A 26,126-nucleotide genomic window follows, 5' to 3' on the forward strand; every position below is an offset into this window, starting at 1 on the left:
GCATAATACGGTCAATAGTTTCGCTGGAGCTTTGAGTAATCGCAGCGGTGCCCCCAATACCTGCGTTATTTATGATAAAATTGACCTCATAAAGATCACGGATCAGGTTAATGTGCTCCCGTAGCAGAATGCTGTCTGTAAGATCAAACTCATAAACCTGGATGTCGACACCGTATTCTAGCCTAAGCTCGTGCGCAAGGGAATCGGTATTACTGTTGGGCAGTGCAATCATGATCAGATTCATTTTTCGCTCTGCACACTGCATACAAAATTCCCGACCGAGTCCGGAACTTGCGCCTGTGATCAGGGTGTATTTAACGGCCTTCATCGTTTGTCTGGTTTGGTTCACCGCTAATATAAATATTTATCGGCAGCGAAGTACAGTTCTTTTTCAGCTTGTGATGCTATTGTAAAAGAAAAGGGTAACCTGGGTTAAATCAACATTTTTATTAATTTTGAACCGTATTAAACTTGAAATTCCATTATTTAAAGATATGAACTACGATTTAATTGTGTTAGGTAGCGGTCCCGGCGGATATGTTACTGCCATTAGAGCGTCTCAGTTAGGAATGAAAGTTGCTATTGTAGAACGCGAATCATTAGGTGGAATTTGCCTAAACTGGGGCTGTATCCCTACTAAAGCTTTATTAAAAAGTGCACAGGTTTTCGAATATATCAATCATGCTGCAGATTATGGTATTACTACTTCAGAAGCTAAAGCGGATTTCGATGCTGTAGTTAAGCGTAGTCGCGGTGTGGCAGACGGCATGAGTAAAGGTGTTCAATTCTTAATGAAGAAGAACAAAATTGAAGTAGTAATGGGTACCGGCAAAGTTAAGGCTGGTAACAAAGTTGAAGTTAAGGGTGCTGATGGTTCTCAAAAAGAACTTTCTGCTAAACATATCGTAATTGCTACCGGTGCTCGCTCTAGAGAGTTGCCTAACTTAAAGCAAGATGGCAAAAAAGTGATTGGCTACCGCCAGGCAATGGTATTGCCTCAGCAACCAAAATCTATGGTAGTGGTTGGTTCTGGAGCCATTGGTGTTGAGTTCGCTTATTTCTACGCTACTATGGGCACAAAAGTTACCATCGTAGAATTTATGGAGCATGTTGTTCCAGTAGAAGACGAAGACGTTTCAAAACAGTTATTACGTAGCTTGAAGAAAACTGGTATCGACATCATGACTTCTTCATCTGTAGAGTCCGTAGATACAAGCGGCGCTGGCTGTAAAGTTCAAGTTAAAACTGCAAGCGGCATGCAAACTATCGAAGCAGATATCGTTCTTTCTGCTGCTGGTGTTGTTGCTAACATCGAAAACATTGGCTTAGAAGAAGTTGGCATTAAAACCGACAAGGGTAAAATCGTAGTTGATGAATTTTACAACACTTCAGTTAAAGGATATTACGCCATTGGCGATGTGGTTCCTGGTCAAGCATTGGCTCACGTAGCTTCTGCGGAAGGTATCATCTGTGTGGAGAAAATTGCTGGTCAACACGTAGAGCCATTAGATTACAACAACATCCCAGGTTGTACTTATTGTTCACCAGAAATTGCTTCTGTAGGCTATACAGAAAAAGCGGCTAAAGCTGCTGGTTACGAATTGAAGATTGGAAAATTCCCATTCTCGGCATCTGGTAAAGCAAGTGCTGCTGGTGCAAAAGATGGTTTCGTAAAATTAATTTTCGATGCTAAATACGGAGAATTATTAGGCGCCCACATGATTGGCGCTAACGTAACCGAAATGATTGCTGAGATTGTTGTTGCTCGTAAATTAGAAACTACTGGCCACGAAATGATCAAGGCGGTTCACCCTCACCCAACCATGAGCGAGGCCATTATGGAAGCTGCTGCTGATGCATACGGAGAAGTAATACATTTATAGTTTAATTGTTTAAACTGTTTGAATTGGTTAATTGTTGATAATGCAATTAACCAATTTTTGTTTAAAGCTACCTCACCACAATTAACCAAATCATCAATTAACCAGTTAACCCACAAATATGAAGCTTTACACCATCAATACCGGAAATTTTAAGCTAGACGGCGGCGCTATGTTTGGCGTGGTACCTAAATCTATTTGGCAAAAAACCAATCCAGCCGACGAGAATAATTTATGTTCTTGGGCTATGCGATGCCTTTTAATTGAAGATGGCGGTAGACTAATTTTGGTTGATAACGGGTTGGGCAACAAACAAGATGATAAATTTTTTGGTCATTATTATTTACATGGTGATGATACGTTAGACAAATCTCTTGCTACCCATGGTTTTCATAGAGATGACATTACCGATGTTTTCTTAACGCACCTGCACTTTGACCATTGTGGAGGATCTATTGAGAGATACGACGACCAACTTCGCCCTGCGTTTAAAAATGCAATTTATTGGAGCAACCAACAGCATTGGGATTGGGCGGTAACACCTAATGCCCGTGAAAAAGCATCTTTTTTAAAGGAGAACATCCTTCCTATACAAGAAAGTGGACAGCTGAAATTTATTCCTACGCAGCAGAACGTACATTTTCACGATGGAATTAATATCCGCTTTGCGTATGGACACACAGACGCCATGATGCTGCCGCAGTTGCAGTACAAGGATAAAACGATTGTTTACATGGCAGATTTACTACCATCTACTGGACATATCCCTTTGCCTTATGTAATGTCTTACGATATGTTTCCACTACAAACATTAAAAGAGAAGAAGGAGTTCCTTGAAGAAGCCGCCACTAATGACTATATACTTTACTTAGAACACGATCCCGTTAACGAATGTTGTACTTTACAGCATACCGAAAAAGGTGTTCGCTTAAAAGATACATTTACACTCAACGAAATTTTATAAACTGGTTCACTCTTCTGACCTATCTAAAAATGATTTTCACAAGGTGTAGACAGAGTTGTCCTAATTTAATATCATCTAATATTAAGTTGACTGCCAGTTGTGTCAGTGTAATATCAAAGGCAAGCTAAATTACAACAAAACAAATTTAATTTCGCAGACACTAACCTCACAAAACAACACCAAAAACACTGTAATTCAATAGATTAAATAAAAAACAACAAACTATTTCCGAACTGACACGCTATTAACTTGGAATGATTTTTGCTATAAACAAATCGTTCAAAAAAGGTGACAAAACACAACATTTTCAGTAATTTAACTTTCAGAAATGCACAAAAAAATCCTATTTTTGCAATTCTGAAAAACAAAACGAGGACCAATACATATAAATGAGACAACTCAAAATAACCCAATCCATCACCAACCGTGAAAGTCAATCGTTAGACAAGTACTTGCACGAAATTGGTAAAGTGGATTTAATTACAGCCGAAGAAGAAGTAATTTTAGCTCGTAAGATTCGTGAGGGAGATCAAGCCGCTCTTGAAAGGTTAACAAAAACCAATTTACGTTTCGTGGTTTCTGTTGCCAAGCAATACCAAAATCAAGGTTTAACCTTGGGAGATTTAATTAATGAAGGTAACTTAGGTTTAATTAAAGCTGCAAAACGATTTGATGAAACCAAAGGTTTTAAATTTATTTCTTATGCGGTATGGTGGATCCGTCAATCGATTTTACAAGCTATTGCTGAACAAAGCCGTATTGTACGTTTGCCTTTAAACCAGGTAGGTTCGTTAAGTAAAATTAGTAAAGCTTTCTCTAAATTAGAGCAAGAATATGAGCGTGAGCCTTCTCCAGAAGAATTGGCAGATATTTTAGAAACTACCGTTGATAAGATCTCTGACACTTTAAGCAATTCTGGCCGCCACGTATCTATGGATGCGCCGTTTGTACAAGGTGAAGAAAACACTTTGTTAGACGTGTTAGAAAACCACGAACCTAATACAGATAGCAACTTGATTAACGAGTCGCTTTCTGAAGAAATTAAGCGTTCTTTATCTACATTAACAGAAAGAGAACGTGAAATTATCGTGCTGTTTTTTGGTTTAAGTACTAATCACCCTCTTTCATTGGAAGAAATTGGTGAAAAATTCAATTTAACCCGTGAGCGTGTGCGCCAAATTAAAGATAAAGCGTTACAACGTTTACGCCATACTTCAAGAAGTAAAATCTTGAAATCGTACTTAGGTTAAGCACTTTACACACAACTTAGTGTAATTTCAACACACTGTAAAACAATATTTTACAAGAAAAATAAAGTAAAAAAGATTGGGCACTCGCTCAATCTTTTTTACTTTTGCAGCATTTCTAACCAAAATAATTTTCTTGTATGTCTAATAAATATCAGTCAGAGTTTCAGAACTGGATTGAAAAAGAAAAAAAAGCATTAGAGCTTATCAAATGTGTTGGCCATTTATGGTATGACAGATCTATCGAATTAGTGCTCTTCCGTAAACCTTTGTTCGATGTTGGTAGCAGTGAAATTCTGGCCTATCATCAATATGCCAAAGAGATTAGCGGCAAAGACATTTCTATTTACGAAACATTAGAGCTAGCCAGTACTATCGCAAAATCGAGTTTGGCCCCTTCTCGTATCGATATTGGCCGTTTAGCTTCTGAGTGGCTCGATGACAGTAATACACAGTCTTCGATGCATGATTTCGTCATCAATAAATTAGGAAAGCACATTGGCAAGGACAAAATTAGCCTAAAACCAAAAGATGTAATTTTATACGGATTTGGACGTATTGGACGTATTGCAGCAAGAGAATTAATTGTACAGGCAGGAAAAGGCGAACAGTTACGTTTACGTGCCATTGTAACCCGCAGCTATAGTGACGAGGAATTGACCAAACGTGCAGAGTTGTTGCGCACAGATTCGATACATGGCCCTTTTAACGGCACTATTGTAGAAGACAGCGAAAATAAAGCATTGATCATTAACGGTCAGACGGTTTATCTAATCGTTGTTAAAAACCCTGAAGATGCGGATTATACCGAGTATGGCATTAACGATGCTTTGGTGATTGACAATACTGGAGTTTACCGTGACCGTGAAGGTTTAAACAGGCATTTGCAAGCTAAAGGTGTAAGCAAGGTGTTATTAACCGCACCTGCCAAAGGTGATGTGCCAAATATTGTTACTGGCATTAATGATGGAGATTTTGATTTTAAGGAAGAAACTATCTTCTCCAATGCTTCTTGTACCACCAATGCAATCATTCCGGTATTGAAAGTAGTGGAAGAAAACTTTGGCATTGAAAAAGGACATATCGAAACTGTCCATTCTTACACCAATGACCAAAATTTATTAGATAACTACCATAAAAAATACCGTAGGGGGCGTTCGGCAGCTTTAAACTTGGTAATTACTGAAACAGGAGCAGATAAAGCGGTGGCAAAAGTACTGCCTCAATTAGCTGGAAAACTGACAGGAAATGCTGTTCGTGTACCAACGCCAAATGTTTCGTTAGCGATATTGAACCTTTCATTAAATCAGGAAACTAGTAAGGAAGTTATAGAAGATGTTTTAAAACAAGCTTCTCTATTTGGCGACCTTTCAGAGCAGTTAGAATATTCTGTATCTAATGAACTGGTAAGTACTGATTTAATTGGTAACAGCCATGCTTCTATTGTAGATGGCCCTGCAACGATACTTTCAAAAGACGGTAAATCTGTTGTTTTGTATGCTTGGTACGATAACGAATATGGCTATACTCGCCAAGTGATACGCTTGGCAAAGAAAATTGCTGGTGTGGTAAGGCTAACTTATTATTAAGCCTCCCCCAACCCCTCCAAAGGAGGGGAGTTTATATTTGATACGTCATTGCGAGGCACGAAGCAATCTTAATACGATAGTTGTAAGATTGCTTCGTGCCTCGCAATGACGATTTTAGTTCCCCGATACCCCCTACCTCTTTACCAATTTAATCTTATCTAAAATAATTTGAGATTTATCAGACGATATTGGCACCGAGACTTTGTTGTTAAGGAACAGACTTCCCCCCTCACTCTTGTTATACGAAGAAACATGGCTTAAGTTAACGATGTAAGATTTATGGGGTCTGAAAAAGATGGGATTTTCTTTAAAGATATCTTCAAAATTCTTTAGGTTTCGGCTAATCATGTGCTTAGTGCCATCCTCCATATTTATTTCAGAATAAGCACCTTCGCCTTTGATAAAAACTATCTTTTCCATATCTAAAAAAACCAGCGAGCTACCAGATGGCACCGCAATTTTCCCCAGATATACGTTATTTACGTTTTCTTTTAGCAGTCCGTAATTTTGCGTTTTCAGCTGTTGTTTCTTTATTCTTAAAATAGCATCTGCCAGTTCTTCTGGCACTATGGGCTTCAAAAGGTAATCTACCGCCGAAAATTTGAATGCCTTAATGGCATATTCGTTATATGCTGTAGTAAAAATGATACTGAAATTGATTTCACTTTCGTCAAAAAAATCAAGCAGTTCCAAACCGCTATGACCGGGCATTTCAATATCCAACAATACAATTTGTGGTTGCAACTTACGAATAGCCTTTACCCCTTGCGACAAATTTTCACATTCGGCAACTATATTTACATCTGGGCAATATTCATTCAATATCAAGGCTAAATTTACCCTAGCCCGTTTTTCATCATCTATAATTACTGCATCCATATACTATTCTTCATTTAAAGGCATTTTTATAATTACCACTGTGCCAACCCCCTGCTGGTTTGCAGCCAATTTATCTTCATAACTCACCGAAATTTTATTCCGTTTATCTTTATTGAGCAACTCGATACGGCTTTGTATGGCAGCAGTAGCAAACGACTTATGCTTAAGCTGTTTAATCTGATTAAGTTCCGTACTCTTTTTTCGACCTATACCATTATCCGCTATAGTTACCACTAATTGGCTCGCTTCTTTTTTGAATGTTACCTCCAATTGCTTATTTCCTTCTTTATGTAACAGACCATGCTTAATCGCATTTTCCAAATAAGGCTGCAACAGCATAGATGGTATTTTTATATCTTCACCAGCATTAATGCCCAACATAGTAATGGAATAATTAAAATCGCTATCAAACCTAGCTTTTTCTATGTCCAGGTAAAGTCTAATTGTTTTTATTTCCTCTGCTAACGATATCTCCTCTTTTTCGGTCATTTCCAAAATAGTACGGGTAAGGTTAGCAAACTTTGACAAGTAATTTACCGCATTCTTTTTCTCGTTGGCTAAAATATACGATTGAATGGTGTTTAAAGCATTATAAAAAAAATGTGGGTTCATTTGCGATTTGATAGCCTTCAGTTTAGATTGGTTAAGGTTGTTTTCTAAACTTACTCTATCTAACTTTTGTTGATTACGTTTGTTGTTTTGCTCAATTTTATAACGATAAAGCAAATATACCAGTGTTGATACCACCAAAGCAATCAGAGTAATGAACCATACAGACAACCAAAAAGGCTTTTCTATATTAAAAGCTACTTTAGTAAGAATTTGGTTTTCACCCAGCTTAAATTGTATCTGATATTGTCCTGGAGAAATTGCGCTTAGTTTTAAGCTACCGCTTTGTTCATCTAACCTTTGCCATTTGCCTCCATTCAATTGGTAATATACAGGTAATTTTTCAAGCGGCGTATAGGCGAGCAAAGCATAGTTGATGGTAATATTATTTTGATTATGTGCTAAATCACTTAGCATATTTGGTTCTACCTTTACCTCGTTCACCAATAAATCATCAACAATAAACGTTGGCCTTACAGCTTTACTAGGCGCTTTATTAGGTTCTACAAGTACACCTTTAGAAGTAGCTATGATATAATTGCTATCATGTTCAACTATATCAGTAATTTCAAAATCCTGATAAGAATTGGGCAATTGCCTAAGGTTATTTGTTGCCGTATCAAAACAGTAAATACCTGATGTAGCATAAATAAACATTAAAGAGTTTGTAGAGGTGATACGATAAATATTGCGAATGGCATTAGCTTTAATTAGGTTTGAAACTTTTACCTGATTAGTTACTTCTATTTCGTAAAGCTTACCATTGGCCGAAAGCGCAAACACCTTTTTGCCTAAACAAACCAAATTTTTGATAAATAGTGTTTCGCCATTAAATTTAAGCTCGCCTTGTGCTGATTTATTTACATAAAACAAGCCTATATTGGTGGCATAATAAATGGTTTTATTTACGGTATGGTAAACTGTTGATTTTCCGTTTACCCCAATAAGTACCCCGACTTCATTAAAATTTGATTTACGGATGTTATAACTATTGAAAACACTATCCCATTCGCTTTTTTGCTGAGAGGGCGTGATTTTAAATAAGCCCGAAAAGCCGCTTGCGGCAAAACTATAGTACTTGTGATCTATTTTTTCGACATCTTTTATAGCAACATGGGCTTTAACCAATTTCTGGTACGAGGCCGACAAGATGTTAAATGTATTAGATGAAAACATCACTTTGCCGCTAGTGGTATCTACAAATAGCTGATTAATGGAATGATTGCTGTTTCCCTTGTGCACCAAATGTGTAGTTAAATCATCTAAATTCATTTGGTACAAAGCTTCATCCTCGGTAGCAACAATCAACTTGTTTTTATTAAGAGCCAAACGCACCGGACGGGAAGCCATTTCCACTAGCGAATTACCGAAATTCGGCACCAATATCAGCCCTTTGTTCAACGTAGAAAACCAATAATTACCACGGTTATCTTTATAGGCATACGAAATGTTATGCTGTTTAAAATAATGAGACACTTTATTGCTTTGGGTAGATAAAATGGAAGCTCCCTTTGGACTAAACAACCAAATACCATGATCAATAAATGTTAAATTTTGGGCGTACCCCAAATCATTGGGCCTACTTTTTTGAAGGAAATGCCCATCACCATACCAATAATAACTATTAGTAATTTTAGATACAAACAACAAACCTTTCGGTGTAGCTTTCATCATGATCGCTTGTTTTAACGAAGGATAAAAGTTTTGTGGCAACATGATTTTTTTAACGCCACTATCTGCTGTTACTTCATAAAGAGCATTGGCCAATACATAAAAAGCATTACCCATTTTACAGGAAGAAACAATAGTCGCTTCACTTATTTCAACATTTTTGTAAAGTTTCAACGTTTTAAGATGATAAATGGAAACCGCTCCCTTCTTAAGCACAAACAAAAAATTGGCGGTAATGGCGTAACTAAAAAAGCCTATGGGTTTTGCTTGATTTAATTTGTGTAGTTTACCTTGCTGCACATAGTACAAGTAGCCGTCAAAATTACTGTACCATATCCTTCCATACTTATCTTCCTCTATTTTAGAACCTGCTCTTGAGGTCTGCCCATCAGAATAATAGGAACTGTACTTGGCTCCATCATACCTGTTTAATCCATCATCAGTAGCAAACCACATGAAACCTTTTTTATCTTGATAAATATCATAAACACTGTTAGAAGGAAGCCCTTTTGATTTATCAATGGTATAATAATAGGGATCTTGGCCTGCCACATACTTGCAAGCAAATACCAGAAGTAATAAAACGGTTTTCTTTAGAGAAATCATCTGCTTAACAAATGTAAACATTCAATGGCAATACCAATTGCCCAGTTAACAAAACCCCATTTAGCATTAACAAAATGATTGATCTGTTTCTTTTAAAAGGGTTTAAGTTGAATTTAGTAAGCTTTTACGGTTTTCGTTAACCCATATTAGGATTTGGTAAACCCACACTAAAACATTGGAGCAACACCTCTCAAATTTGTTGTAAAACCCCAACTATTATTTAGGTATGAAAAGTATAAAATTTGTTTTTGGCTTCCTAAAATTTCTTTTATCCGAATCTATCCATTAAAAAAATTGAGTATGAAAAAACTTTTTACTTTAACTTATTTATTTAGCCTATTTATATGGGCTATAAGCACAAAAGCACAGGTTACAAACGGACTGATACAGCACTTCAAGTTTGATAACTCTTTTACCAACGAAGCAGGCAATGTTACATTTTCTGCAACAGCATTTACAACAAACAGAGATGGCGTACCTAATTCTGCAATTTTAATTAACACCTCAACATTGCAATCGGAGGCAACAATTCCTGGTCTTCCCTACGGAAACAGTGCTAGGACAATTTCTTTTTGGGCAAAATCTAACGGATTTTCAGGACTAAACTACGACCCTGTCTTTACTTACGGCACTGGAACAAACTCTAACTCGTTTAGTGGTAGTTTTAGTGTGGATAGAGTAATGGTAAATGCACACACAGATAATGTTACTTATATGCTTGGAGGTGGGACGCAAAATATAGCTGGAACTTGGTATCATTTTACCATGACCTACGATGGAACTACAGTAAAACTTTACAGAAATGGAGTAGCCATGGGTCCCGGATTGGCAAAAAACTGGAACACCATTAACAACAACGATATCTTTAAACTTGGAATTGGTGTTGGTGGAGAGAAATGGTTTAGTGGCGCTATTGATGACCTCAAAATTTTTGATAGGGCGGTAGACGCATCAGAAGCAGAGCAGTTATACAAAGGAACTATTGACGTTTGCAGTAATTTGTTAGGCTATTTTGGTTTTGACGAAAACACACTCGACCATACGGAAACTATTGCTTTTACAACTACAGATGGACCTATGTATCCAATTTCAAGAGTGGTAGGAAGACGAGGAGGAACTGACTATGCGCTGCAAACTTTTCAGGCAGCCACACAACCAAGAGAGGCAATAATCCCGGGGCTACCAACTGGAAATACGCAGAGAACAATAGTTTTTTGGATGAGAACAACAACACCTTTTACAACGGGTCAAAATTATTTTACTTACGGAGCAGCGGCTAACGCACAAACTTTCGGGCTATACAACAATGCTTCAGGAACCCTTGTTTTTCAAGGCTTTGGAAGCGGAAACGATGTAGTTGCAACTGGTGCTACAATTGGGCAAAACAGTTGGGCACAAATTGCGCTAGTTCATACTTCTTATATGGTAAAAGTTTTTGTAAATGGCGTACAGCGATACAGCTTTACCCCTACAACAACTCTTAATACAGCAAATAGCTCATTTAAAATTGGTGCATTTAATGGCGCTGTTGATGATTTGGCTGTGTACAGCAGAGCGCTAACTTTCGCTGAAATTGAAAATCTTTATAATAATAGTGCTTTAAATTGTCCTTTCCCTGTTGGCACTGGCTCTTTTCCAATTGTGTATGATTTCGACAATAGCCGCACTAATACAGCTGGTTTAAATACTTTTTCAACATCTGGAACTTCTTTTGTAAACGATAGGGCTAACAATACCCTAAAAGCAATATCGCTAACAAAACAATCGGTAGCTAATATTTCAATAATCCCGAAAGGTAATACAGCTAGAACAATTTCGATTTGGTATAAAGTTAGCAGCAACGCAAATTCAATTATATATACTTATGGTGCAAACGCTGCAAATAAATCGTTTGGACTGTATTTGGGAGGCGCAAATGGAAATCCTGTATTTTACTCAAACACAACCGACAAAAATTTTGGAGGAACCTATGCGGCAAACACTTGGCACCATGCTGTTATTACTTATGATGGTAGCACGGTAAAAATGTATATGAATGGAAGTTTGGTTGGAAGTGAGCCATACACATTGGCAACTGAGGGTAATGGCAACTTTAGAATAGGTAATGACATTACAACAGTAGCTGTAGATGATTTACGTATTTTCAACTACGCTGTTTCTGATGCAGATGTAGCCAACTTGTATATGGGCAATAATGTACTCCCAGTTAACCTCATTTCTTTCACCGCCAAAGCACATAACAACAGCGTAGCTTTAACTTGGGAAACCGGGTCAGAAACGAACAACAGGCATTTTGTAATCAAAAGAAGTTTAGATGGTATAAACTTTAGCACGTTAAACACCGTACCGGCAAAATCTGCTAACGGCGCTACCTATCAATTTACGGATAACAATCCAGCAGCTGGCACTAATTACTATCAATTATTACAAGTCGACTTAGATGGTACCCCGAAGGATTTAGGTATTAAATCTGTGAGTTTTGCATTGCAAAATACTGTAAAAGTGTTTCCAAATCCTACTACAGAGAAAGCAGAGATAACTTTTAATGCAGGTAGCTTTACAAATGCGAAACTAACCGATGTCAATGGTAAAATATTGCAAAAAATAAGTATCGGAAAATTGCAGCATAGTATTATTTTAAGCCTAATAAATTATCCTAAAGGTTTGTACCTATTACAATTGAAAGGAGATAAAGAGAAATTAACTCAAAAAATAGTCAAGCAATAAGCAATTCTTCTTAAATGTAAAAGCCCGCCGATTTTATCGACGGGCTTTCGTATGTTTAAACTGGTTTTAAAACTGCGGCACTACAGGCTTCGTTTTTACAATTGCTTCTATTTCATTCACCACATCATCAGTTAACAAAGGTAAAACTTCTAATACCTGCAAATTTTCTTGCAATTGCGGTACTTTCGAAGCGCCTAAAATTACCGTGCTTACGTTCGGGTTTTTCAAGCACCAAGCAATAGATAGTTTTGCTAAAGAAACATCTAAACTATTAGCTAATTGTTGTAGTGCATTAGCTTTCTCCATTCTATCAGCAGCTAAAGTTCTATCTTTTAGCCACTCTAAACCTTGCATGGCCAATCGAGTACCCTCTATTCCACTATTGGTATATTTACCAGATAAAATACCCGATGCCAATGGCGACCAAATGGTAGTTCCCAATCCGTGGTTATTGAACAAGTGCAAAAATTCATTTTCCAACTTGTTACGTTCGAACAAATTGTATTGTGGCTGCTCCATTGTTGGGCCAATTAAATGATATTGTTTAGCTACTGCGATGGCTTCCATAATTTCGGCCGCACTCCACTCTGATGTTCCCCAATACAAAATTTTGCCTTGTTGCAAAAGTGCATTCATGGCAAAAACGGTCTCTTCAATTGGTGTGTTTTTATCTGGGCGATGACAGAAGTACAGATCCAAATAATCTACCTGCAAACGCTTTAATGCTGCGTTACAAGCTTCAATAATATGCTTACGCGATAAACCTACTTGGTTAGGACCTTTTCTCTCTGCACCAAAAAACACCTTGCTAGAAACTACAAAGGTATCACGCTCCCATTTTTTTGCTTTAAGGATGTTCCCCATCACAATTTCCGATTTACCTTCTGCGTAACCTTCAGCATTGTCAAAAAAGTTAACGCCAGCATCGTAAGCCACGCCCATCAATTCATCAGCTGTCTTATCACTAATTTGATTACCGAATGTTAACCAGCTACCAAAAGATAGCGCACTCACCTGTAATCCAGATTTCCCTAGTCTTCTATATTCCATTTTATGAAAATTTTATGTGGCAATTTACTTACTTACCAGCAAATGAAAAATGAACTAACAAGTTTTTACAAAAACAAAACTTTTTTGACGGATATTCATAACTTTAAAACTCAATTGAAAAGCATGAAAAGATTATTATTGATTATACCGTTGGCGTTGCAGCTAGGTTGTGGTTCGGTTAAAGAAGCAAAAACTGTCAACAGTCAATTACTAAAAGACGTAGAGATTTTATCATCAGATGAGTACGAAGGACGTAAATCTGGAACTAAGGGCAGTGAACTATCGAGAGCTTATTTGGTAAAACGATTAAAGGAGATTGGCGTAGAAGCTCACCCCAATTTTGGCAAATACGAGCAGAATTTCGAAATTAAGACCAAGAACAGTGTTACTAAGGGCATCAATCTTGTTTCTTATGTAAAAGGTAAATCTGACGATGTGATTGTAATTTCGGCACATTACGACCATATCGGTATCATTAAGGATGAAATTTACAACGGTGCAGATGATAACGCTTCTGGCGTGGCAGCACTGTTGAGTTTTGCAAAGTATTTCAAGGCAAACCAACCTAACTACACCTTAGTGTTTGCTTTATTTGATGCAGAGGAAGTGGGTTTACAAGGCGCAAAAGCATTTGTTGCTAATCCACCAGTTGGTTTAGAAAAGATCAAGCTAAACATTAATATGGATATGATTAGCCACAACGATAAAGGAGAGCTATATGTGGCTGGAACATTTAAATATCCTGAATTGAAAAAGTATTTGATTACCACTAATCCGAATATCAAATTGCTTGCTGGCCACGACGACCCAAAATTAGGGCATGATGATTGGACCAACCAAAGTGACCAAGGTGCTTTTAATGCAAAGAATATTCCCTTTCTTTATTTTGGTGTAGAAGATCATAAGGACTACCACAAAGCCACAGATGAGTTTAAAAACATTAATCAAGAGTTTTACACCAACGCCGTAAGTGTAATATTGGAAGTAGTTAAGAATATAGACCAGAAGCGGGATATAGAAAGTATTTTTAGAGGCAACTTGCAAATGAATAAGCAATAAAAAAGTCCCAGCTAAACCAGCTGGGACTTTTTTATTAGAAGTCTATATCAACTATTGAATTTATGGGCACATGAACATTGTTCTTTAACTGCAGGTATTTCTCAGTAACCGACCACACGGTGGTGCTTACCTTTTTTATCCCTTGCTTTGTATTAAAGGCAATATAGGCTTTAGATTTAAATTCGTTACCTAGCCTTTGAGCATAGGAAAGCTTTGATAACATCTCTTCAGACAATTTTATGTCTGCAGGCAAAAACTCGTGTACGTTTATTTCTTCCTTTTCAATTAATTCCCCAATCATAAGTATTATATTTTTGTTTAACAAGCTTAACAATTTTTTAAAAGAATAACAATAAAGCAACTTATTTTTTAGACAATTGATTGTAAAAATTTAAGTATAAAAAAAGCCGCAATTGCGACTTTTCTCGGTAGTAACTTTTTTTTTTTATTTATTCACCCTATGTCTATCTTCAATCATACCAACAAAACTATTGTCTCTTACCGGTTCCATTTTTTGTAAGCTTTTTACACTAATTGTTTGGCCCTGTACAGACATGGTAGATCTTGCCTTGTCTGTGGTAATCGTAGCACCTGGAGCTAAAATTTTAAGTGCAGTAGCTAGATAGCCCTCTTTCACATCTCCAAAATCATATCTTGGATCATCCCAAATGTCTCCTGTTTTATCTAAGTCTTCATCATAATCAGGGTCGGGCTTTATACCATCATAATAGGATCCTTGTCCAAGAGAGTTTTTAGTATCAAACATTGAATAATAAACCTTATATCTATTTTCAATTACTATTGGAAAAAAACCAATAGGTTTACCATAAGTTGTAACTCCAACTACTTTTACATTCAAATATGGTTTTAATGAATTAATCACTAACTCACTGGCCGAAGCTGTGTTATCAGTAACAAGAAAAACAACATTTTGAATACCATTGAGACTGCCTTTTTTACTAAAATAGCTAGTATTATTTGCTACTGAATAAGGATTTGATTTGTAATCAAAATAATTATACAATTTACCATTTGGACCAAATTGAGCCTTGCCGTTTTCGTCTGGTATTGCTTGGTTCTTCAGAATAGTGGCTTGGTTATTTTGCATAGTACTATTGTAATGTTCCGAAAACATCACTTTACCATTAGTAGATGATGGAGCAATCAAATTGATTAAATATTCGGCAGTTTGAATGTATCCACCACCGTTGTATCTTAAATCAATAATTAAATCTGTTACTCCTTTATTACCAAATTCATTAAAAGCTGCATCCAAATTTACATCTGCCGGGTTGCTGGTTGAAGATGTGCTTAGCCTAGAAAACCTTGCCATTGCAAAATAACCAATTTTTTTTGCTCCAGTGTTAAATACCTTTTGAGCATATACAGGACTACTCTTTGTGTAAACAGCCTTAGTTAAACTTTTGGTAAACGGAACGTTGTCAATATACCCTCTGCCTTCTAAATTAACTACATTTTGTGCTAATTGAGAATTTAAATTAGTACGTTCGTTATCGTAATTAGCTCCTATAGCCGATCCATTCACCTTGGTTACTACCATGCCGCGTTTAATGCCAGCAGCCATTGCGGGTGACTTATCATAAACAGCAGTTACGAATAACAAATACGAACGCGTAGTTGCATTGGTGATATACGGAACCAAACGCAAACCTATATCATTTCCATTACCCTCTAGGTTTACAGCTAAGTTTTTATCTATTACAAATCCAGTGGTAGACGGATTTTCTTCAGTTTTATCCGAAATATATGAAAATTTAGAGCCCGTTTGCCCAACTTTCCATTCTCCTGGATTAGAATATTTGGTGAGCTCAAATAGTGCTGCCTTATAATTTAAAAAGCCGGTAGAAAGCGAGGTATATTTTCTAGGATTAAAATCTGCGTAAGTTGGTAATTTTTCATTCCAATAATATACTTCTTTAGCGTATAGAAATATAGAATCTAAACTCAAAGGCACAGTTGCTGTACCAGGAGTTGTTGGCGTTACTACAGGTGGCTCCGGTGTAGGTGTTGGCTCCACCTTATTCTTTTTACACGCACCTAGAATTAACATTGATGCCATAGTAAGCATCAAAAAATATTTTTTATTCATTTTATAATTAATAAGCACACTAATTAACGAAATATTATCTACAATATTTCTGTTACAGAAAAACATTTTATATCTGAATTTACGATTTTAAATTCGCTTTGGTTTTTAGGCACAATCAACACAAGGTCATCTTTTTCAAGACCTTGCTCTTTTAATAATTGATCAACGGTTAAATGAAGTGAATTTTTATACTCTTTTGTAAAATACAATTTCAGGTACTGCTCTAAACCATTCCACTCTAGTTGCTTTATTTTATTAATGGCAATTGCCGGATTTCCCTCCGCAAGAATAAAAATCTGTTTCCTATCTATAACTGCCTCCTGTAATAAGTTAAGTACTCCTTGAAACAACAATAGCTTTAAAGGTAAACGAGCTGTTTCATGAAGCAGATCAAAATTGTGCTGGTATTTTTCTGGAATGGAGAATTTGTCCGCAGTTTTCTTAAAAATATCAATACTACCCGCTTTCTCGTATTCGGCACTCATAAAATCTATAATTACCTTTGCATCAATCTGCTCAGAATACGCCATAAATTCAGAGAACAAATAATATACTTGCAATAAATAGTCTTTCTGAGGATATAATGCATCGTCTAGAACAATAGCGACCGCCTTTTTATCTGTTAAGAATTTTTCAAATGCCATGAGATGATGTTAAGTATTAGCAAATACTATTTTTTAAGGATTTGGAATGGATACTAAGTTTAACTCCTTAGTTTCGGCATCAATGTTATATACGCCGTTTAACGTAGCTTGCTCGGTTAGATTGAGATTATTTTCTCTACTACTATAAAGCAACTTTCCGTTATCGAAAACAAGCCAGTCCGTAACTTTTATAGATTTGTATTGTGGATTTGCTGGCAACAATACATTCAATCCAAACTCTTCAAATAATACCAACGACTTTGCCATTGCATTAATTTCAGCTTCATAAAGTGAAACTAGCATATCTATTCCATAATCTAAACATTTAGTGAGCAAATTGTGAGCTAGCACATCAGCATTCCAATCTCCTAATTCTACGAAACTGTAAGCGCTAGTAGTTATGCTCGGCATGGCTCCATAATCGCCTAAAACTACTTCCGAACCCTCAAACGCTTTAACCAACTTTAAAGCCGTGGCTGTTTTACCTCCAGTAATTAATATTTTCAATTGTTGTATTGCTTTATTGTTATATTGCTTTATTGTTTGGGTTTCGACACGCTTAGGCTAACAAACTGCCTACTGTAAACTGCTTACTGAGAACTGCCAACTATTAACCCGTCTTTCATGGTGACTACCCTATCGCTTATTTTAGCTAGTTCGTTATTATGAGTTACGATAACAAAAGTTTGCTTAAAGTTATCTCGTAAACTGATGAATAACTGATGTAGGGCATCTGCATTTGCTGAGTCTAAATTTCCAGAAGGTTCGTCAGCAAGCACAATAGAAGGGTTATTTACCAAAGCTCTAGCTACAGAAATACGTTGCTGTTCGCCGCCTGAAAGCTCATTAGGTTTGTGATGGGCCCTATCTTTCAAGCCAAACAAATCCAAAAGTTCCGCGGCTCTTTTCTCCGCTTCCTTTTTACTTTTTTTTGCAATAAAAGCCGGAATGCAAATATTTTCCAAAGCATTAAACTCTGGCAACAAATGATGAAACTGAAACACAAAGCCGATATTCTGGTTTCTAAAAGCACTTAAGCCGCTACCCGAAAGTCTGCTAACTTCTGTTCCTTTTAACATTACCGTACCGGCATCAGGCTGATCTAATGTTCCCAAAATATGTAATAAGGTACTTTTGCCAGCGCCAGATGCGCCAATAATACTCACAATCTCCCCTTCATTTACTTCAAAATCTACACCTTTTAAAATCTGGAGACTACCGTATGCTTTTTTTATCCCTTTGGCTTGTAACATAATGCAAATGTAGGTTAATTGTTGAAAGGTTGGAAGGTTACAAAGTTGAAATGTTAATTGAGCGGCAGAAAAGAAATCGATAATTTCTAAAAATAAACTTGGAAATCAAAAAACTGTTATTAACTTTGAAACACAAAGCACTTTAAAAATGAACCAACAAGAGCAATTAGAAACGCTTAATGATATCAGGAATATCATGAACCGCTCATCGAAATTTATTTCATTAAGTGGATTATCGGGCATTTTTGCTGGAATTACAGCTTTATTAGGTGCCTATTTTGCACACCAAGCTTTAAAAGATTATTTAGCGGGCAACATCGGATATGGTTACGATGCTCAATCTGATATCGAAATTGAGCTCTTAAAAATTGGGGTGCTGGTTCTTGTTGTTGCATTGTTAGGTGGCATATTCTTTACTTACAGACAAAGCAGAAAGAAAAATCTTCCACTTTGGGACAGCACCAGTAGAAATTTAATTGTTAATCTGGCAATTCCCTTGGTTACTGGTGGACTATTTGTAATTGCACTACTTTTAAACCATAGCAACGCTGTGGGTTTAATTGCGCCAAGCACTTTAATTTTTTACGGATTAGCACTCATCAACGCTAGTAAGTTTACTTATTCTGATATCAAGTTTTTAGGCGTTTGTGAAATCATTTTAGGTATTATCGCTATGTTTAATATTGGATATGGTTTGTATTTTTGGGCCGCTGGTTTTGGCGTACTACATATTTTGTACGGCAGTATCATGTATTTTAAATACGAAAAAAGGTAGAACGTAGAAGACTTACGGCATTTAGCCCAACACGCTAATCGCAATACGCAATCTCAATACGCAAAAGATAAAAATGAAAAACCCAATAGGCTCACTTAATAAGATTTTTGACAGCAGGATAAGGCTAGGTGTGATGTCGGTGCTTATTGTGAACGATAGTGTGAGCTTTAACGATTTGAAACAACTACTGGAATTAACAGACGGTAATCTTGCCTCCCACCTAAACACTTTGGAGCAGGCAGCATATATTAAGATGCACAAAGCTTTTATTGGCAGAAAAACGAATACTACTTATACCATTACCCCTTTGGGCAAACAATCTTTCCAATCTCACTTAGATGCGCTAGAAAAGATGATTAAAGGCATTTAATTTTTTTTGAACTTTAGCTTTGAAAAACAAAGTACTTTATATTAACTTTAATAATCAAATCATGGAAACAATGACAAATTTAAAAACAACATCAAAACAAAGACTGACTGCAACATTTGGCATCATTGCGTTTTTATTGGCAATTCCGGCTGTAGCAATGCAGTTTACAAATCAAGTAGATTGGAAATTAGGAGATTTCATCATTATGGGTGCATTATTGACCATTACTGGCTTAGCTATAGAGTTAGTGACGCAGAAGGTTAAAACAGCCAATGGAAGAATTTTATTGACTATAGTTATGTTAATTGTTCTGTTCCTGATCTGGGCTGAATTAGCCGTGGGTGTATTCGGAACTCCTTTCGCTGGTAGCTAGCCAGTATTTTTTTTGAAAATAAACTTTGAAAAACAAAGCACTTTACATAATGCAAAAACAAGCTGATTTATTTGTTGTAACTGTCGCTAAAAAATGTGCAAGAATATCGCTATTGTTAGGTATTTGCATCTTTCTAGCGTTCGCGATAGCTATAGAAGAACGGATAATGGTGCTTGGCGGGATATTCCTACTCGTAGCTTTTATGGTTAACGGACTAATTCTGCTCATTTTGATGCTGCATTTGCTAGGTCCGAAAATAAATCATCAGCAAATATTTCGTGCTATTGTAATCATGCTTGTAAATATCCCCATCGCTATTTTTTTCGCCTGGCTTTCTATACAAATTGCCAACTCACAACACATCAATATATAACACTCTAAACCCAAATCTTCAAAACAAATGATACAAAAAATTGATTACCGTCTCCCGCTCATTTTAATTGGCGGCTTCCTATTTCAATTCCTATTTTGGGATGAATTTCTAGGTTTGAATTTATTACTGTACTCGCTGTTTGTGTTTGCAATTACCTTTACAGATAAGCAAATTCCCTTTCATAAAACGAAATTATACACGGCAATACCGCATTTAGCTATAGCTATTTACGTTACTTACAACAATTCTGTTCTTGCTATCATTACTTGGTTTATCACCTTGCTAGTGTTTTTGGGAGCAGCGCATTTTGTGATGCTAAAATCGGCAACTACAGCATTGGTTTGGGGCTTTTTGCAGGTCATTAGCGGTCCATCGGGAATAATTGGCAAATTAAGAGCCACGAAGATTGGTAAGGTTAACATCAAACCGGTACTTAAACCGATAAAATACATTGTTATGCCGCTGTTAATGGTAATTATCTTTTGCTCGCTCTACAGCTTGGCTAATCCCATTTTTGCAAAATATGTGAATGCGGTAAATGTTGAACTAAGCCGGTTTTTTAGCAGTATTTTCAGGTTTTTGTTTGTAGATATCAGCTTTGCGAAACTCTTTATTATTACTTTGGGCTGCTGCATTACCGCCGGAATAATGGTAACCGTAAAGAGTAATCTGTTAGAAGATATTGAAATTAAGGAAACTGACGAACTGACGAGAAAACGCCGAAGTAATAAAAGCAATTTACTTTTTGAGGATTTTAGAGCCCTATTTGCTGGCAGCCAGACCAAGAAGCTCCTAGCACTTAAAACCGAAAACATTATCGGCATCATTTCTTTTGTAGCGCTTAACATTTTGCTGTTATTTTTAAATGGAATTGATGTTTCTACCTTATGGTTAAACAACAACGTTAATGCTGGAAAAGATTTTTCGGCAGAATTGCATGATGGCACCAATACCTTGATTTTCAGCATCGTGATTGCGATGTTAATTGTTGTTTACTTCTTCAGCGGCAACCTCAATTTTTACAGTAAAAATAAGTTCATTAAAGCACTTGCTTATGTTTGGATTGCGCAAAATGCTTTCTTAGTGCTTTCTGTTTTTCACCGCGATTACGACTATATTTTTTACCACGGATTGACCCACAAACGAATTGGCGTAGCAGTTTTTGCCACACTTAGTATGATAGGTTTGCTCACCGTCTATCTCAAAATTGCCAGACAGCGAACAATTTTCTTTTTGTACCGCATTAACTCCAAAGTTTGGTACGTGCTATTGGTAGTGTTAAGTTTTGTAAACTGGGATGTGCTAATTGTGCGCTACAATTTTGCTAACGCGGATAAGATTGGCGTTGATGTAGACCATTTAATGAGTTTCTCAGATAAAACACTCCCTCTACTCGTTGAAAACCGAGAACTACTTCTGAAACATGCGGTCATAGAAGCAGAAAAAGATTGGTCAAGCCACGATGAGTTAACAGCGGAAGTAGATTCTGTTGCCACTGGAGTTGCTGTAGTTACCACACAAGGTACAAATGCGGCACCACCGTTGAGCAAAGCAGAGCGAAAAGCATTAGCCATTAAAAGCGCAAAGGAGACCTTTAACCAAAGAATGGATAATAAAATTGAGTGGTTTTTAGAAAAGCAGAAAACTGGTTCTTGGTTGTCGTTTAGTTATGTGGAGTGGGAAGCGGCAGAGAGTTTTTAGACAAAAAATAGAGGGAAGCTATGGATATTCTTGGGTTTTTAATTGTCGTTTCGTTAGTTTTTATCGGACTTCCTACTGCTATAGGGTGGCTAATTTATATCATACTTAAACGGCTTAACTACCGTAAAACAGCAAAATGGCTGGTGTTGATTTATGCAGCTTTCCTGTGTATTATCATTTTGGAAACAATATTTAACGATGAACTTTTTACAAAAGGTGATGCGAAGAAATTTGCAAAGCAACTAAATATCGAATTATACGATAATTTTAATTTAATTGAAAACCAATCTAAATGGTCGGTCGGTGATTATTACCAAACTTTTAGTCTCAGAATTTCAAAAAGTGACAAGGAAAGAATTATTCAATCTATTAAATCAGATACGAATTTCATAGCATTAGGCAAACCAATAACTAATTTTCTCTACGACCCCAACGTAGATAAATATAACGGAAAGAAAGTGACTCAAAATTATGAAGTTGATGATGCCTTTGTTAGGGAGTTATTTATACCTAACGGCGATGGCTATGCTCCTACCTTTTATAAAATTAGCATATATAAAGTTGGTACGATTGTAGTTTTTGAAGATATTGACAATTAAACTAATCATTGCCGTCGGCTTTAGCCGACGTTTTTTATGCAATTTGATTTGGGCTTTAGCCACATTGGTTGATAGCCATATAGGTTTTTCTTAACCAAACCCGATTGAGCGGATTAGCCCGGAAGCAAGTGTAACGAAGCTGAGGACTATGAGCGAAAGCGGGGCTACATTAGCCAAGAACCACCGCCCCTACATTTTCAAAAAATAGACAAATATTTGAGCCAACAATTTAACAATCCATCCATTTCACAATAACATCTTGCTAACATTGCGATTTCTTTACATTTAAATCTATTTTGCTATTGGCATAAAGGATTTGAAATTGTAGATTTGGGCAAATTTTAAAGAAATGAACATCCACGAATATCAAGGTAAACAAATTCTAAAGAGTTTTGGCGTTGCTATCCAAGAAGGCATTGTTGCTGATACAGTTGACCAAGCTGTTGAGGCCGCTAAACAAATGAAAACTGACTTTAACTCTGACTGGGTTGTGATTAAAGCGCAAATCCACGCTGGAGGTAGAGGAAAAGGCGGCGGTGTGAAGTTGGCCAAAAACTTAGACGAAGTTAAACAAAGAGCTACCGATATTTTGGGAATGCAGTTGGTAACCCCGCAAACTGGTGCCGAAGGTAAAAGAGTGAACAAAATTTTGGTTGCCCAAGATGTTTACTATCCAGGTCCAACGGAAACTAAAGAATTTTATGTTTCTGTTTTGTTAGATCGTGCTGCTGGCAAAAATATCATCATGTACAGTACCGAAGGTGGTATGGACATCGAAGAAGTTGCTGAGCACACACCTCACTTGATTTTCAAAGAAACTATTGACCCTAAAGTTGGTTTACAAGGTTTCCAAGCTCGTAAAATTGCTTTTAACTTAGGTTTAAGCGGTGCGGCACATAAAGAAATGGTGAAGTTTGTTTCTGCTTTATATAAAGCTTACGATCAAACTGACTCTGCAATGTTTGAAATTAACCCGGTATTAAAAACTAGCGATGACAAAATTATTGCTGTTGATGCTAAGGTTGATTTAGACGAAAATGCATTATACCGTCACCCAGATTATGCAGCAATGCGTGATAAATTAGAAGAAGACCCAACTGATGTTGAGGCTAGCGAAAGCAACTTAAACTATGTAAAACTTGACGGAAACGTTGGTTGTATGGTTAACGGTGCTGGTTTAGCTATGGCAACTATGGATATCATTAAACTTGCTGGTGGCGAGCCTGCTAACTTTTTAGACGTGGGCGGGACCGCTAACGCTACTACAGTTAAAGCTGGTTTCAATATCATCTTAAAAGATCCTAACGTAAAAGCAATTTTGATTAACATTTTTGGTGGTATTGTACGTTGCGATAGAGTTGCACAAGGTGTAATTGATGCTTACCAAGAAATTGGCGACATCAGAGTTCCAATTATTGTTCGTTTACAAGGAACTAACGCAGAAGAAGCTAAAAAATTAATCGACGAGTCTGGCTTGAAAGTTTACTCTGCAATCTTGTTAAAAGAAGCTGCAGATTTAGTAGAAGAAGTTTTGGCTAAATAGTTGTAAAAGATATATTTCGTAAAAAGACCAGTTGAGCAATCAGCTGGTCTTTTTTGTTTAAGCCCTGCCTGTCATGCAGTTGCAACTAAGCATCTAATATTTTTTTGAAAAGCAGTTTCAGTAATTCTTCGTTTACATCAGCCCCGCCTGCCTACCGCAGGCAGGCTTTCCGCTGCAATCTTTTTGCCCTAGCACAAACCTCATAGGTTTTACTAGCAAATCGTCTATAAACCTATGAGGTTTTACCATACACAACAAAAAGTATTTCCACTGCAATACGGGTTTAAATAACAAAAGCCATTGCAAGAAAATCAAAAACCTATCCCATCCAAAATATAAGAGGATTTTTGTAAATTTAACATATAAGTAAATAGTATGACTGAAGAACAGAAACTTGAACTTAGCGAATTTGTAAAAAAAATGGAAAAATGAAATTCCGGAAAAAGACATTTATCTTTTAATGGACATGGCCACTTGAGATATATCAATGCTAATAACGTAGGACTAATTAGATTTGGCTTAAAAAATATCGAAACAGCAATTTTTCAGAATAAAAGTATACGAACTTGGGCGGCGAATATGCTGAAGAAAAATGGATTAAATAACAAGATGAAGACCTAAGTATTCATTATATAGAAAAAATCAATGATAATATTGAAGAATATATTTTAAGCCGAGGAAAATACCAAAAGGTAGGCAAAAAAAATGGCAGAATAGCTTTAGCTTCGATTGTTATCACCTTAATGGGATTAATTGGTTTATCATCTACTTATTTATTTACTGGTTATACACTAACTAAAATCGATTACCTTAAATGAAATATCGACTAACAATATTATTATTATTATTGCTATCCACCCTCTCACAGAGCTGCAAAAATGAAACGTTGATTAATAAAAGTAACTGGAAATATCGAGAAGGCTACTACATTGGCGATTGGCTAGATTTCAAAAAAGGCATAATCTTACGTAATGACACAATTTTTAAAGACAGCATAGCTATAGCAAAGTTTATAAAAATTAGCAAAGGATACTTGGAATTTCCCACAACACTGCAAATTGCAGATTTAAAAACTAATGAAATTGGAACTTATATTGCAAAATAAATGAACCACAACCAGCACAATTTAAACACTTGGAATAAAGTTGCCAAAGCTTACGAAGACAAATTCATGAAAATGGACTTGTACAACGAAACCTACGATTTCATTTGCCAAGCTATTAAAAAGGAAAATGCTAAGCTTTTAGAAGTTGGTTGTGGCCCGGGTAACATCACTAAGCACCTATTAAACAAAAGACCTGATTTTAAAATCCATGGGATAGATCTAGCGCCAAACATGATTGCCTTGGCACAGAAAAACAACCCAGAAGCAACATTCGCGGTAATGGATGCCAGAAAAATTGGAAAACTAGTAGACAAATTTGACGCTATTATCGCTGGTTTTTGCCTCCCCTATTTCTCTTCTTCAGAAAGCGAACAATTCATTCTTGATGCTAATCAACTGCTAAATAATGATGGCCTTATATACATCAGTTTTGTAGAAGGCTTACCATCGCAATCTAAACTAATGACCAACAAAAACGGCAACAGTGTTTATTTCAACTACCATGAATTGGAAACTTTAAAAGACGTGCTTGGAGCAAACGGTTTTAAAGATGAGCATATTTGGAAAGTAGATTTCAAAAGATCAGAAAATGAAATTGAAGTGCATACTATTTTAACAGCGAGAAAAGGTTAGCCTACAAGCCTTATTTCTATTTAGTGCATTACGATTGCCAGTCGAGCTGGCAATGACGGCGAGCAGAACCCATACTAAGTCATAAAAAACAAAAGCCTCCTGAAAAATCAGGAAGCTCTCTATAGGTTGTTTAGGTTTAGTTTAAAATCTTTTCAAAAGTCATTTCACTTGTTTTTATGAAAAAGCTCTGGCCATCCAACCAGAGCTTTAATCAAACCAAATATAAATGTACTTTTTTGTATGAACACAACAAATATATAGCAAAATTTTTAATTTCAAAACTTTTTAAATTAAAAAATCAACTTTTTTTTATTAAAAAATCAAAAAACAACGTAAAAATCAAAAAATAAATAGCAAACAAAATAA

At 36.4% G+C, this 26,126-nt stretch carries 23 protein-coding genes; 14 read left to right on the forward strand and 9 right to left on the reverse strand.

All coding sequences use genetic code 11. The features are described from left to right. Window positions 1–328, reverse strand: a 328-nt coding sequence (locus REI64_RS13085; RefSeq protein ID WP_308850583.1) for an SDR family NAD(P)-dependent oxidoreductase, incomplete at its 3' end; no start/stop codon positions are given. Between the two features lie 166 nt (window positions 329–494). Between REI64_RS13085 and lpdA the strand changes: the two genes are divergently transcribed. The 4 genes from lpdA to REI64_RS13105 all read left to right on the forward strand — a co-directional run bounded on the left by lpdA (window position 495) and on the right by REI64_RS13105 (window position 5,680). Then, on the forward strand, window positions 495–1,883 hold the full coding sequence (gene lpdA, locus REI64_RS13090; protein WP_308850584.1) for a dihydrolipoyl dehydrogenase: 1,389 nt from the start codon (window positions 495–497) through the stop codon (window positions 1,881–1,883). Between the two features lie 118 nt (window positions 1,884–2,001). Next, window positions 2,002–2,844 carry an MBL fold metallo-hydrolase gene (locus REI64_RS13095; RefSeq protein ID WP_308850585.1) on the forward strand — a complete coding sequence of 281 codons (843 nt, stop codon included), beginning with the start codon at window positions 2,002–2,004 and terminating at the stop codon, window positions 2,842–2,844. Window positions 2,845–3,233: 389 nt separating this feature from the next. Further along, window positions 3,234–4,094 (forward strand): RNA polymerase sigma factor RpoD/SigA, encoded by an 861-nt coding sequence (locus tag REI64_RS13100; protein WP_055130013.1) that lies wholly within the window; start codon window positions 3,234–3,236, stop codon window positions 4,092–4,094. 137 nt (window positions 4,095–4,231) lie between these two features. After that, entirely contained in the window at window positions 4,232–5,680 is a 1,449-nt protein-coding gene (locus REI64_RS13105; protein ID WP_308850586.1) for a glyceraldehyde-3-phosphate dehydrogenase, read from the forward strand. 132 nt (window positions 5,681–5,812) lie between these two features. Here REI64_RS13105 and REI64_RS13110 read toward each other — a convergent pair whose 3' ends face one another. Both REI64_RS13110 and REI64_RS13115 read right to left on the reverse strand, forming a co-directional pair. Continuing rightward, the gene (locus REI64_RS13110; RefSeq protein ID WP_308850587.1) at window positions 5,813–6,559 is read right to left on the reverse strand and encodes a LytTR family DNA-binding domain-containing protein; all 747 of its coding nucleotides are present in this window, start codon (window positions 6,557–6,559) and stop codon (window positions 5,813–5,815) included. Between the two features lie 3 nt (window positions 6,560–6,562). Further along, a complete protein-coding gene (locus REI64_RS13115) occupies window positions 6,563–9,445 on the reverse strand; it encodes a histidine kinase (protein WP_308850588.1) in 2,883 nt (960 codons plus the stop codon). A gap of 300 nt (window positions 9,446–9,745) precedes the next feature. Between REI64_RS13115 and REI64_RS13120 the strand changes: the two genes are divergently transcribed. After that, window positions 9,746–12,172 carry a LamG-like jellyroll fold domain-containing protein gene (locus tag REI64_RS13120; protein ID WP_308850589.1) on the forward strand — a complete coding sequence of 809 codons (2,427 nt, stop codon included), beginning with the start codon at window positions 9,746–9,748 and terminating at the stop codon, window positions 12,170–12,172. A 66-nt stretch (window positions 12,173–12,238) separates the two neighbouring features. On the opposite strand, the gene REI64_RS13125 is transcribed toward REI64_RS13120, so the two are convergent. Next, a complete protein-coding gene (locus tag REI64_RS13125; RefSeq protein WP_308850590.1) occupies window positions 12,239–13,222 on the reverse strand; it encodes an aldo/keto reductase in 984 nt (327 codons plus the stop codon). Window positions 13,223–13,345: 123 nt separating this feature from the next. Between REI64_RS13125 and REI64_RS13130 the strand changes: the two genes are divergently transcribed. Next, entirely contained in the window at window positions 13,346–14,281 is a 936-nt protein-coding gene (locus REI64_RS13130) for a M20/M25/M40 family metallo-hydrolase (RefSeq protein WP_308850591.1), read from the forward strand. 34 nt (window positions 14,282–14,315) lie between these two features. On the opposite strand, the gene REI64_RS13135 is transcribed toward REI64_RS13130, so the two are convergent. The 5 genes from REI64_RS13135 to REI64_RS13155 form a co-directional block, all read right to left on the reverse strand. Beyond that, window positions 14,316–14,582 carry a hypothetical protein gene (locus REI64_RS13135; RefSeq protein WP_308850592.1) on the reverse strand — a complete coding sequence of 89 codons (267 nt, stop codon included), beginning with the start codon at window positions 14,580–14,582 and terminating at the stop codon, window positions 14,316–14,318. A gap of 144 nt (window positions 14,583–14,726) precedes the next feature. After that, window positions 14,727–16,391 carry a S41 family peptidase gene (locus REI64_RS13140; protein ID WP_308850593.1) on the reverse strand — a complete coding sequence of 555 codons (1,665 nt, stop codon included), beginning with the start codon at window positions 16,389–16,391 and terminating at the stop codon, window positions 14,727–14,729. 38 nt (window positions 16,392–16,429) lie between these two features. Continuing rightward, window positions 16,430–17,035, reverse strand: coding sequence for a haloacid dehalogenase (locus REI64_RS13145; RefSeq protein WP_308850594.1), 606 nt, complete (start codon window positions 17,033–17,035; stop codon window positions 16,430–16,432). Between the two features lie 33 nt (window positions 17,036–17,068). After that, complete coding sequence (locus REI64_RS13150) at window positions 17,069–17,542, reverse strand: hypothetical protein (RefSeq protein ID WP_308850595.1); 474 nt, start codon at window positions 17,540–17,542, stop codon at window positions 17,069–17,071. Window positions 17,543–17,625: 83 nt separating this feature from the next. Continuing rightward, window positions 17,626–18,288: an ABC transporter ATP-binding protein gene (locus REI64_RS13155; protein WP_308850596.1), complete on the reverse strand. Its 663-nt coding sequence runs from the start codon at window positions 18,286–18,288 to the stop codon at window positions 17,626–17,628. Window positions 18,289–18,436: 148 nt separating this feature from the next. On the opposite strand from REI64_RS13155, the gene REI64_RS13160 reads away from it, so the two are divergent. The 8 genes from REI64_RS13160 (at window position 18,437) to REI64_RS13195 (ending at window position 25,760) form a co-directional block, all read left to right on the forward strand. After that, window positions 18,437–19,063, forward strand: a complete 627-nt coding sequence (locus REI64_RS13160) for a hypothetical protein (protein ID WP_308850597.1) — start codon at window positions 18,437–18,439, stop codon at window positions 19,061–19,063. 73 nt (window positions 19,064–19,136) lie between these two features. Next, window positions 19,137–19,433, forward strand: coding sequence for a transcriptional regulator (locus REI64_RS13165; RefSeq protein ID WP_308850598.1), 297 nt, complete (start codon window positions 19,137–19,139; stop codon window positions 19,431–19,433). 61 nt (window positions 19,434–19,494) lie between these two features. Continuing rightward, window positions 19,495–19,806 carry a hypothetical protein gene (locus tag REI64_RS13170; protein WP_308850599.1) on the forward strand — a complete coding sequence of 104 codons (312 nt, stop codon included), beginning with the start codon at window positions 19,495–19,497 and terminating at the stop codon, window positions 19,804–19,806. A gap of 400 nt (window positions 19,807–20,206) precedes the next feature. Next, window positions 20,207–21,880, forward strand: a complete 1,674-nt coding sequence (locus tag REI64_RS13175) for a DUF4173 domain-containing protein (RefSeq protein ID WP_308850600.1) — start codon at window positions 20,207–20,209, stop codon at window positions 21,878–21,880. Window positions 21,881–21,900: 20 nt separating this feature from the next. Continuing rightward, complete coding sequence (locus REI64_RS13180; protein ID WP_308850601.1) at window positions 21,901–22,479, forward strand: hypothetical protein; 579 nt, start codon at window positions 21,901–21,903, stop codon at window positions 22,477–22,479. Between the two features lie 349 nt (window positions 22,480–22,828). Beyond that, window positions 22,829–24,022 (forward strand): ADP-forming succinate--CoA ligase subunit beta, encoded by a 1,194-nt coding sequence (gene sucC, locus REI64_RS13185; protein ID WP_308850602.1) that lies wholly within the window; start codon window positions 22,829–22,831, stop codon window positions 24,020–24,022. An 814-nt stretch (window positions 24,023–24,836) separates the two neighbouring features. Continuing rightward, the gene (locus REI64_RS13190; protein WP_308850603.1) at window positions 24,837–25,127 is read left to right on the forward strand and encodes a hypothetical protein; all 291 of its coding nucleotides are present in this window, start codon (window positions 24,837–24,839) and stop codon (window positions 25,125–25,127) included. Further along, complete coding sequence (locus REI64_RS13195) at window positions 25,128–25,760, forward strand: methyltransferase domain-containing protein (protein ID WP_308850604.1); 633 nt, start codon at window positions 25,128–25,130, stop codon at window positions 25,758–25,760. Window positions 25,761–26,126 lie beyond the last annotated feature (366 nt).

This window comes from Pedobacter sp., from assembly GCF_031119335.1.
Lineage (GTDB): Bacteria > Bacteroidota > Bacteroidia > Sphingobacteriales > Sphingobacteriaceae > Pedobacter.

Excerpts from the sequence above, each read along its gene's own strand:
- lpdA (WP_308850584.1), top strand. The coding sequence starts at position 495 with ATGAACTACGATTTAATTGTGTTAGGTAGCGGTCCCGGCGGATATGTT.
- REI64_RS13095 (WP_308850585.1), top strand. The coding sequence starts at position 2,002 with ATGAAGCTTTACACCATCAATACCGGAAATTTTAAGCTAGACGGCGGC.
- REI64_RS13100 (WP_055130013.1), top strand. The coding sequence starts at position 3,234 with ATGAGACAACTCAAAATAACCCAATCCATCACCAACCGTGAAAGTCAA.
- REI64_RS13105 (WP_308850586.1), top strand. The coding sequence starts at position 4,232 with ATGTCTAATAAATATCAGTCAGAGTTTCAGAACTGGATTGAAAAAGAA.
- REI64_RS13110 (WP_308850587.1), bottom strand. The coding sequence starts at position 6,559 with ATGGATGCAGTAATTATAGATGATGAAAAACGGGCTAGGGTAAATTTA.
- REI64_RS13115 (WP_308850588.1), bottom strand. The coding sequence starts at position 9,445 with ATGATTTCTCTAAAGAAAACCGTTTTATTACTTCTGGTATTTGCTTGC.
- REI64_RS13120 (WP_308850589.1), top strand. The coding sequence starts at position 9,746 with ATGAAAAAACTTTTTACTTTAACTTATTTATTTAGCCTATTTATATGG.
- REI64_RS13125 (WP_308850590.1), bottom strand. The coding sequence starts at position 13,222 with ATGGAATATAGAAGACTAGGGAAATCTGGATTACAGGTGAGTGCGCTA.
- REI64_RS13130 (WP_308850591.1), top strand. The coding sequence starts at position 13,346 with ATGAAAAGATTATTATTGATTATACCGTTGGCGTTGCAGCTAGGTTGT.
- REI64_RS13135 (WP_308850592.1), bottom strand. The coding sequence starts at position 14,582 with ATGATTGGGGAATTAATTGAAAAGGAAGAAATAAACGTACACGAGTTT.
- REI64_RS13140 (WP_308850593.1), bottom strand. The coding sequence starts at position 16,391 with ATGAATAAAAAATATTTTTTGATGCTTACTATGGCATCAATGTTAATT.
- REI64_RS13145 (WP_308850594.1), bottom strand. The coding sequence starts at position 17,035 with ATGGCATTTGAAAAATTCTTAACAGATAAAAAGGCGGTCGCTATTGTT.
- REI64_RS13155 (WP_308850596.1), bottom strand. The coding sequence starts at position 18,288 with ATGTTACAAGCCAAAGGGATAAAAAAAGCATACGGTAGTCTCCAGATT.
- REI64_RS13160 (WP_308850597.1), top strand. The coding sequence starts at position 18,437 with ATGAACCAACAAGAGCAATTAGAAACGCTTAATGATATCAGGAATATC.
- REI64_RS13165 (WP_308850598.1), top strand. The coding sequence starts at position 19,137 with ATGAAAAACCCAATAGGCTCACTTAATAAGATTTTTGACAGCAGGATA.
- REI64_RS13170 (WP_308850599.1), top strand. The coding sequence starts at position 19,495 with ATGGAAACAATGACAAATTTAAAAACAACATCAAAACAAAGACTGACT.
- REI64_RS13175 (WP_308850600.1), top strand. The coding sequence starts at position 20,207 with ATGATACAAAAAATTGATTACCGTCTCCCGCTCATTTTAATTGGCGGC.
- REI64_RS13180 (WP_308850601.1), top strand. The coding sequence starts at position 21,901 with ATGGATATTCTTGGGTTTTTAATTGTCGTTTCGTTAGTTTTTATCGGA.
- sucC (WP_308850602.1), top strand. The coding sequence starts at position 22,829 with ATGAACATCCACGAATATCAAGGTAAACAAATTCTAAAGAGTTTTGGC.
- REI64_RS13190 (WP_308850603.1), top strand. The coding sequence starts at position 24,837 with ATGAAATATCGACTAACAATATTATTATTATTATTGCTATCCACCCTC.
- REI64_RS13195 (WP_308850604.1), top strand. The coding sequence starts at position 25,128 with ATGAACCACAACCAGCACAATTTAAACACTTGGAATAAAGTTGCCAAA.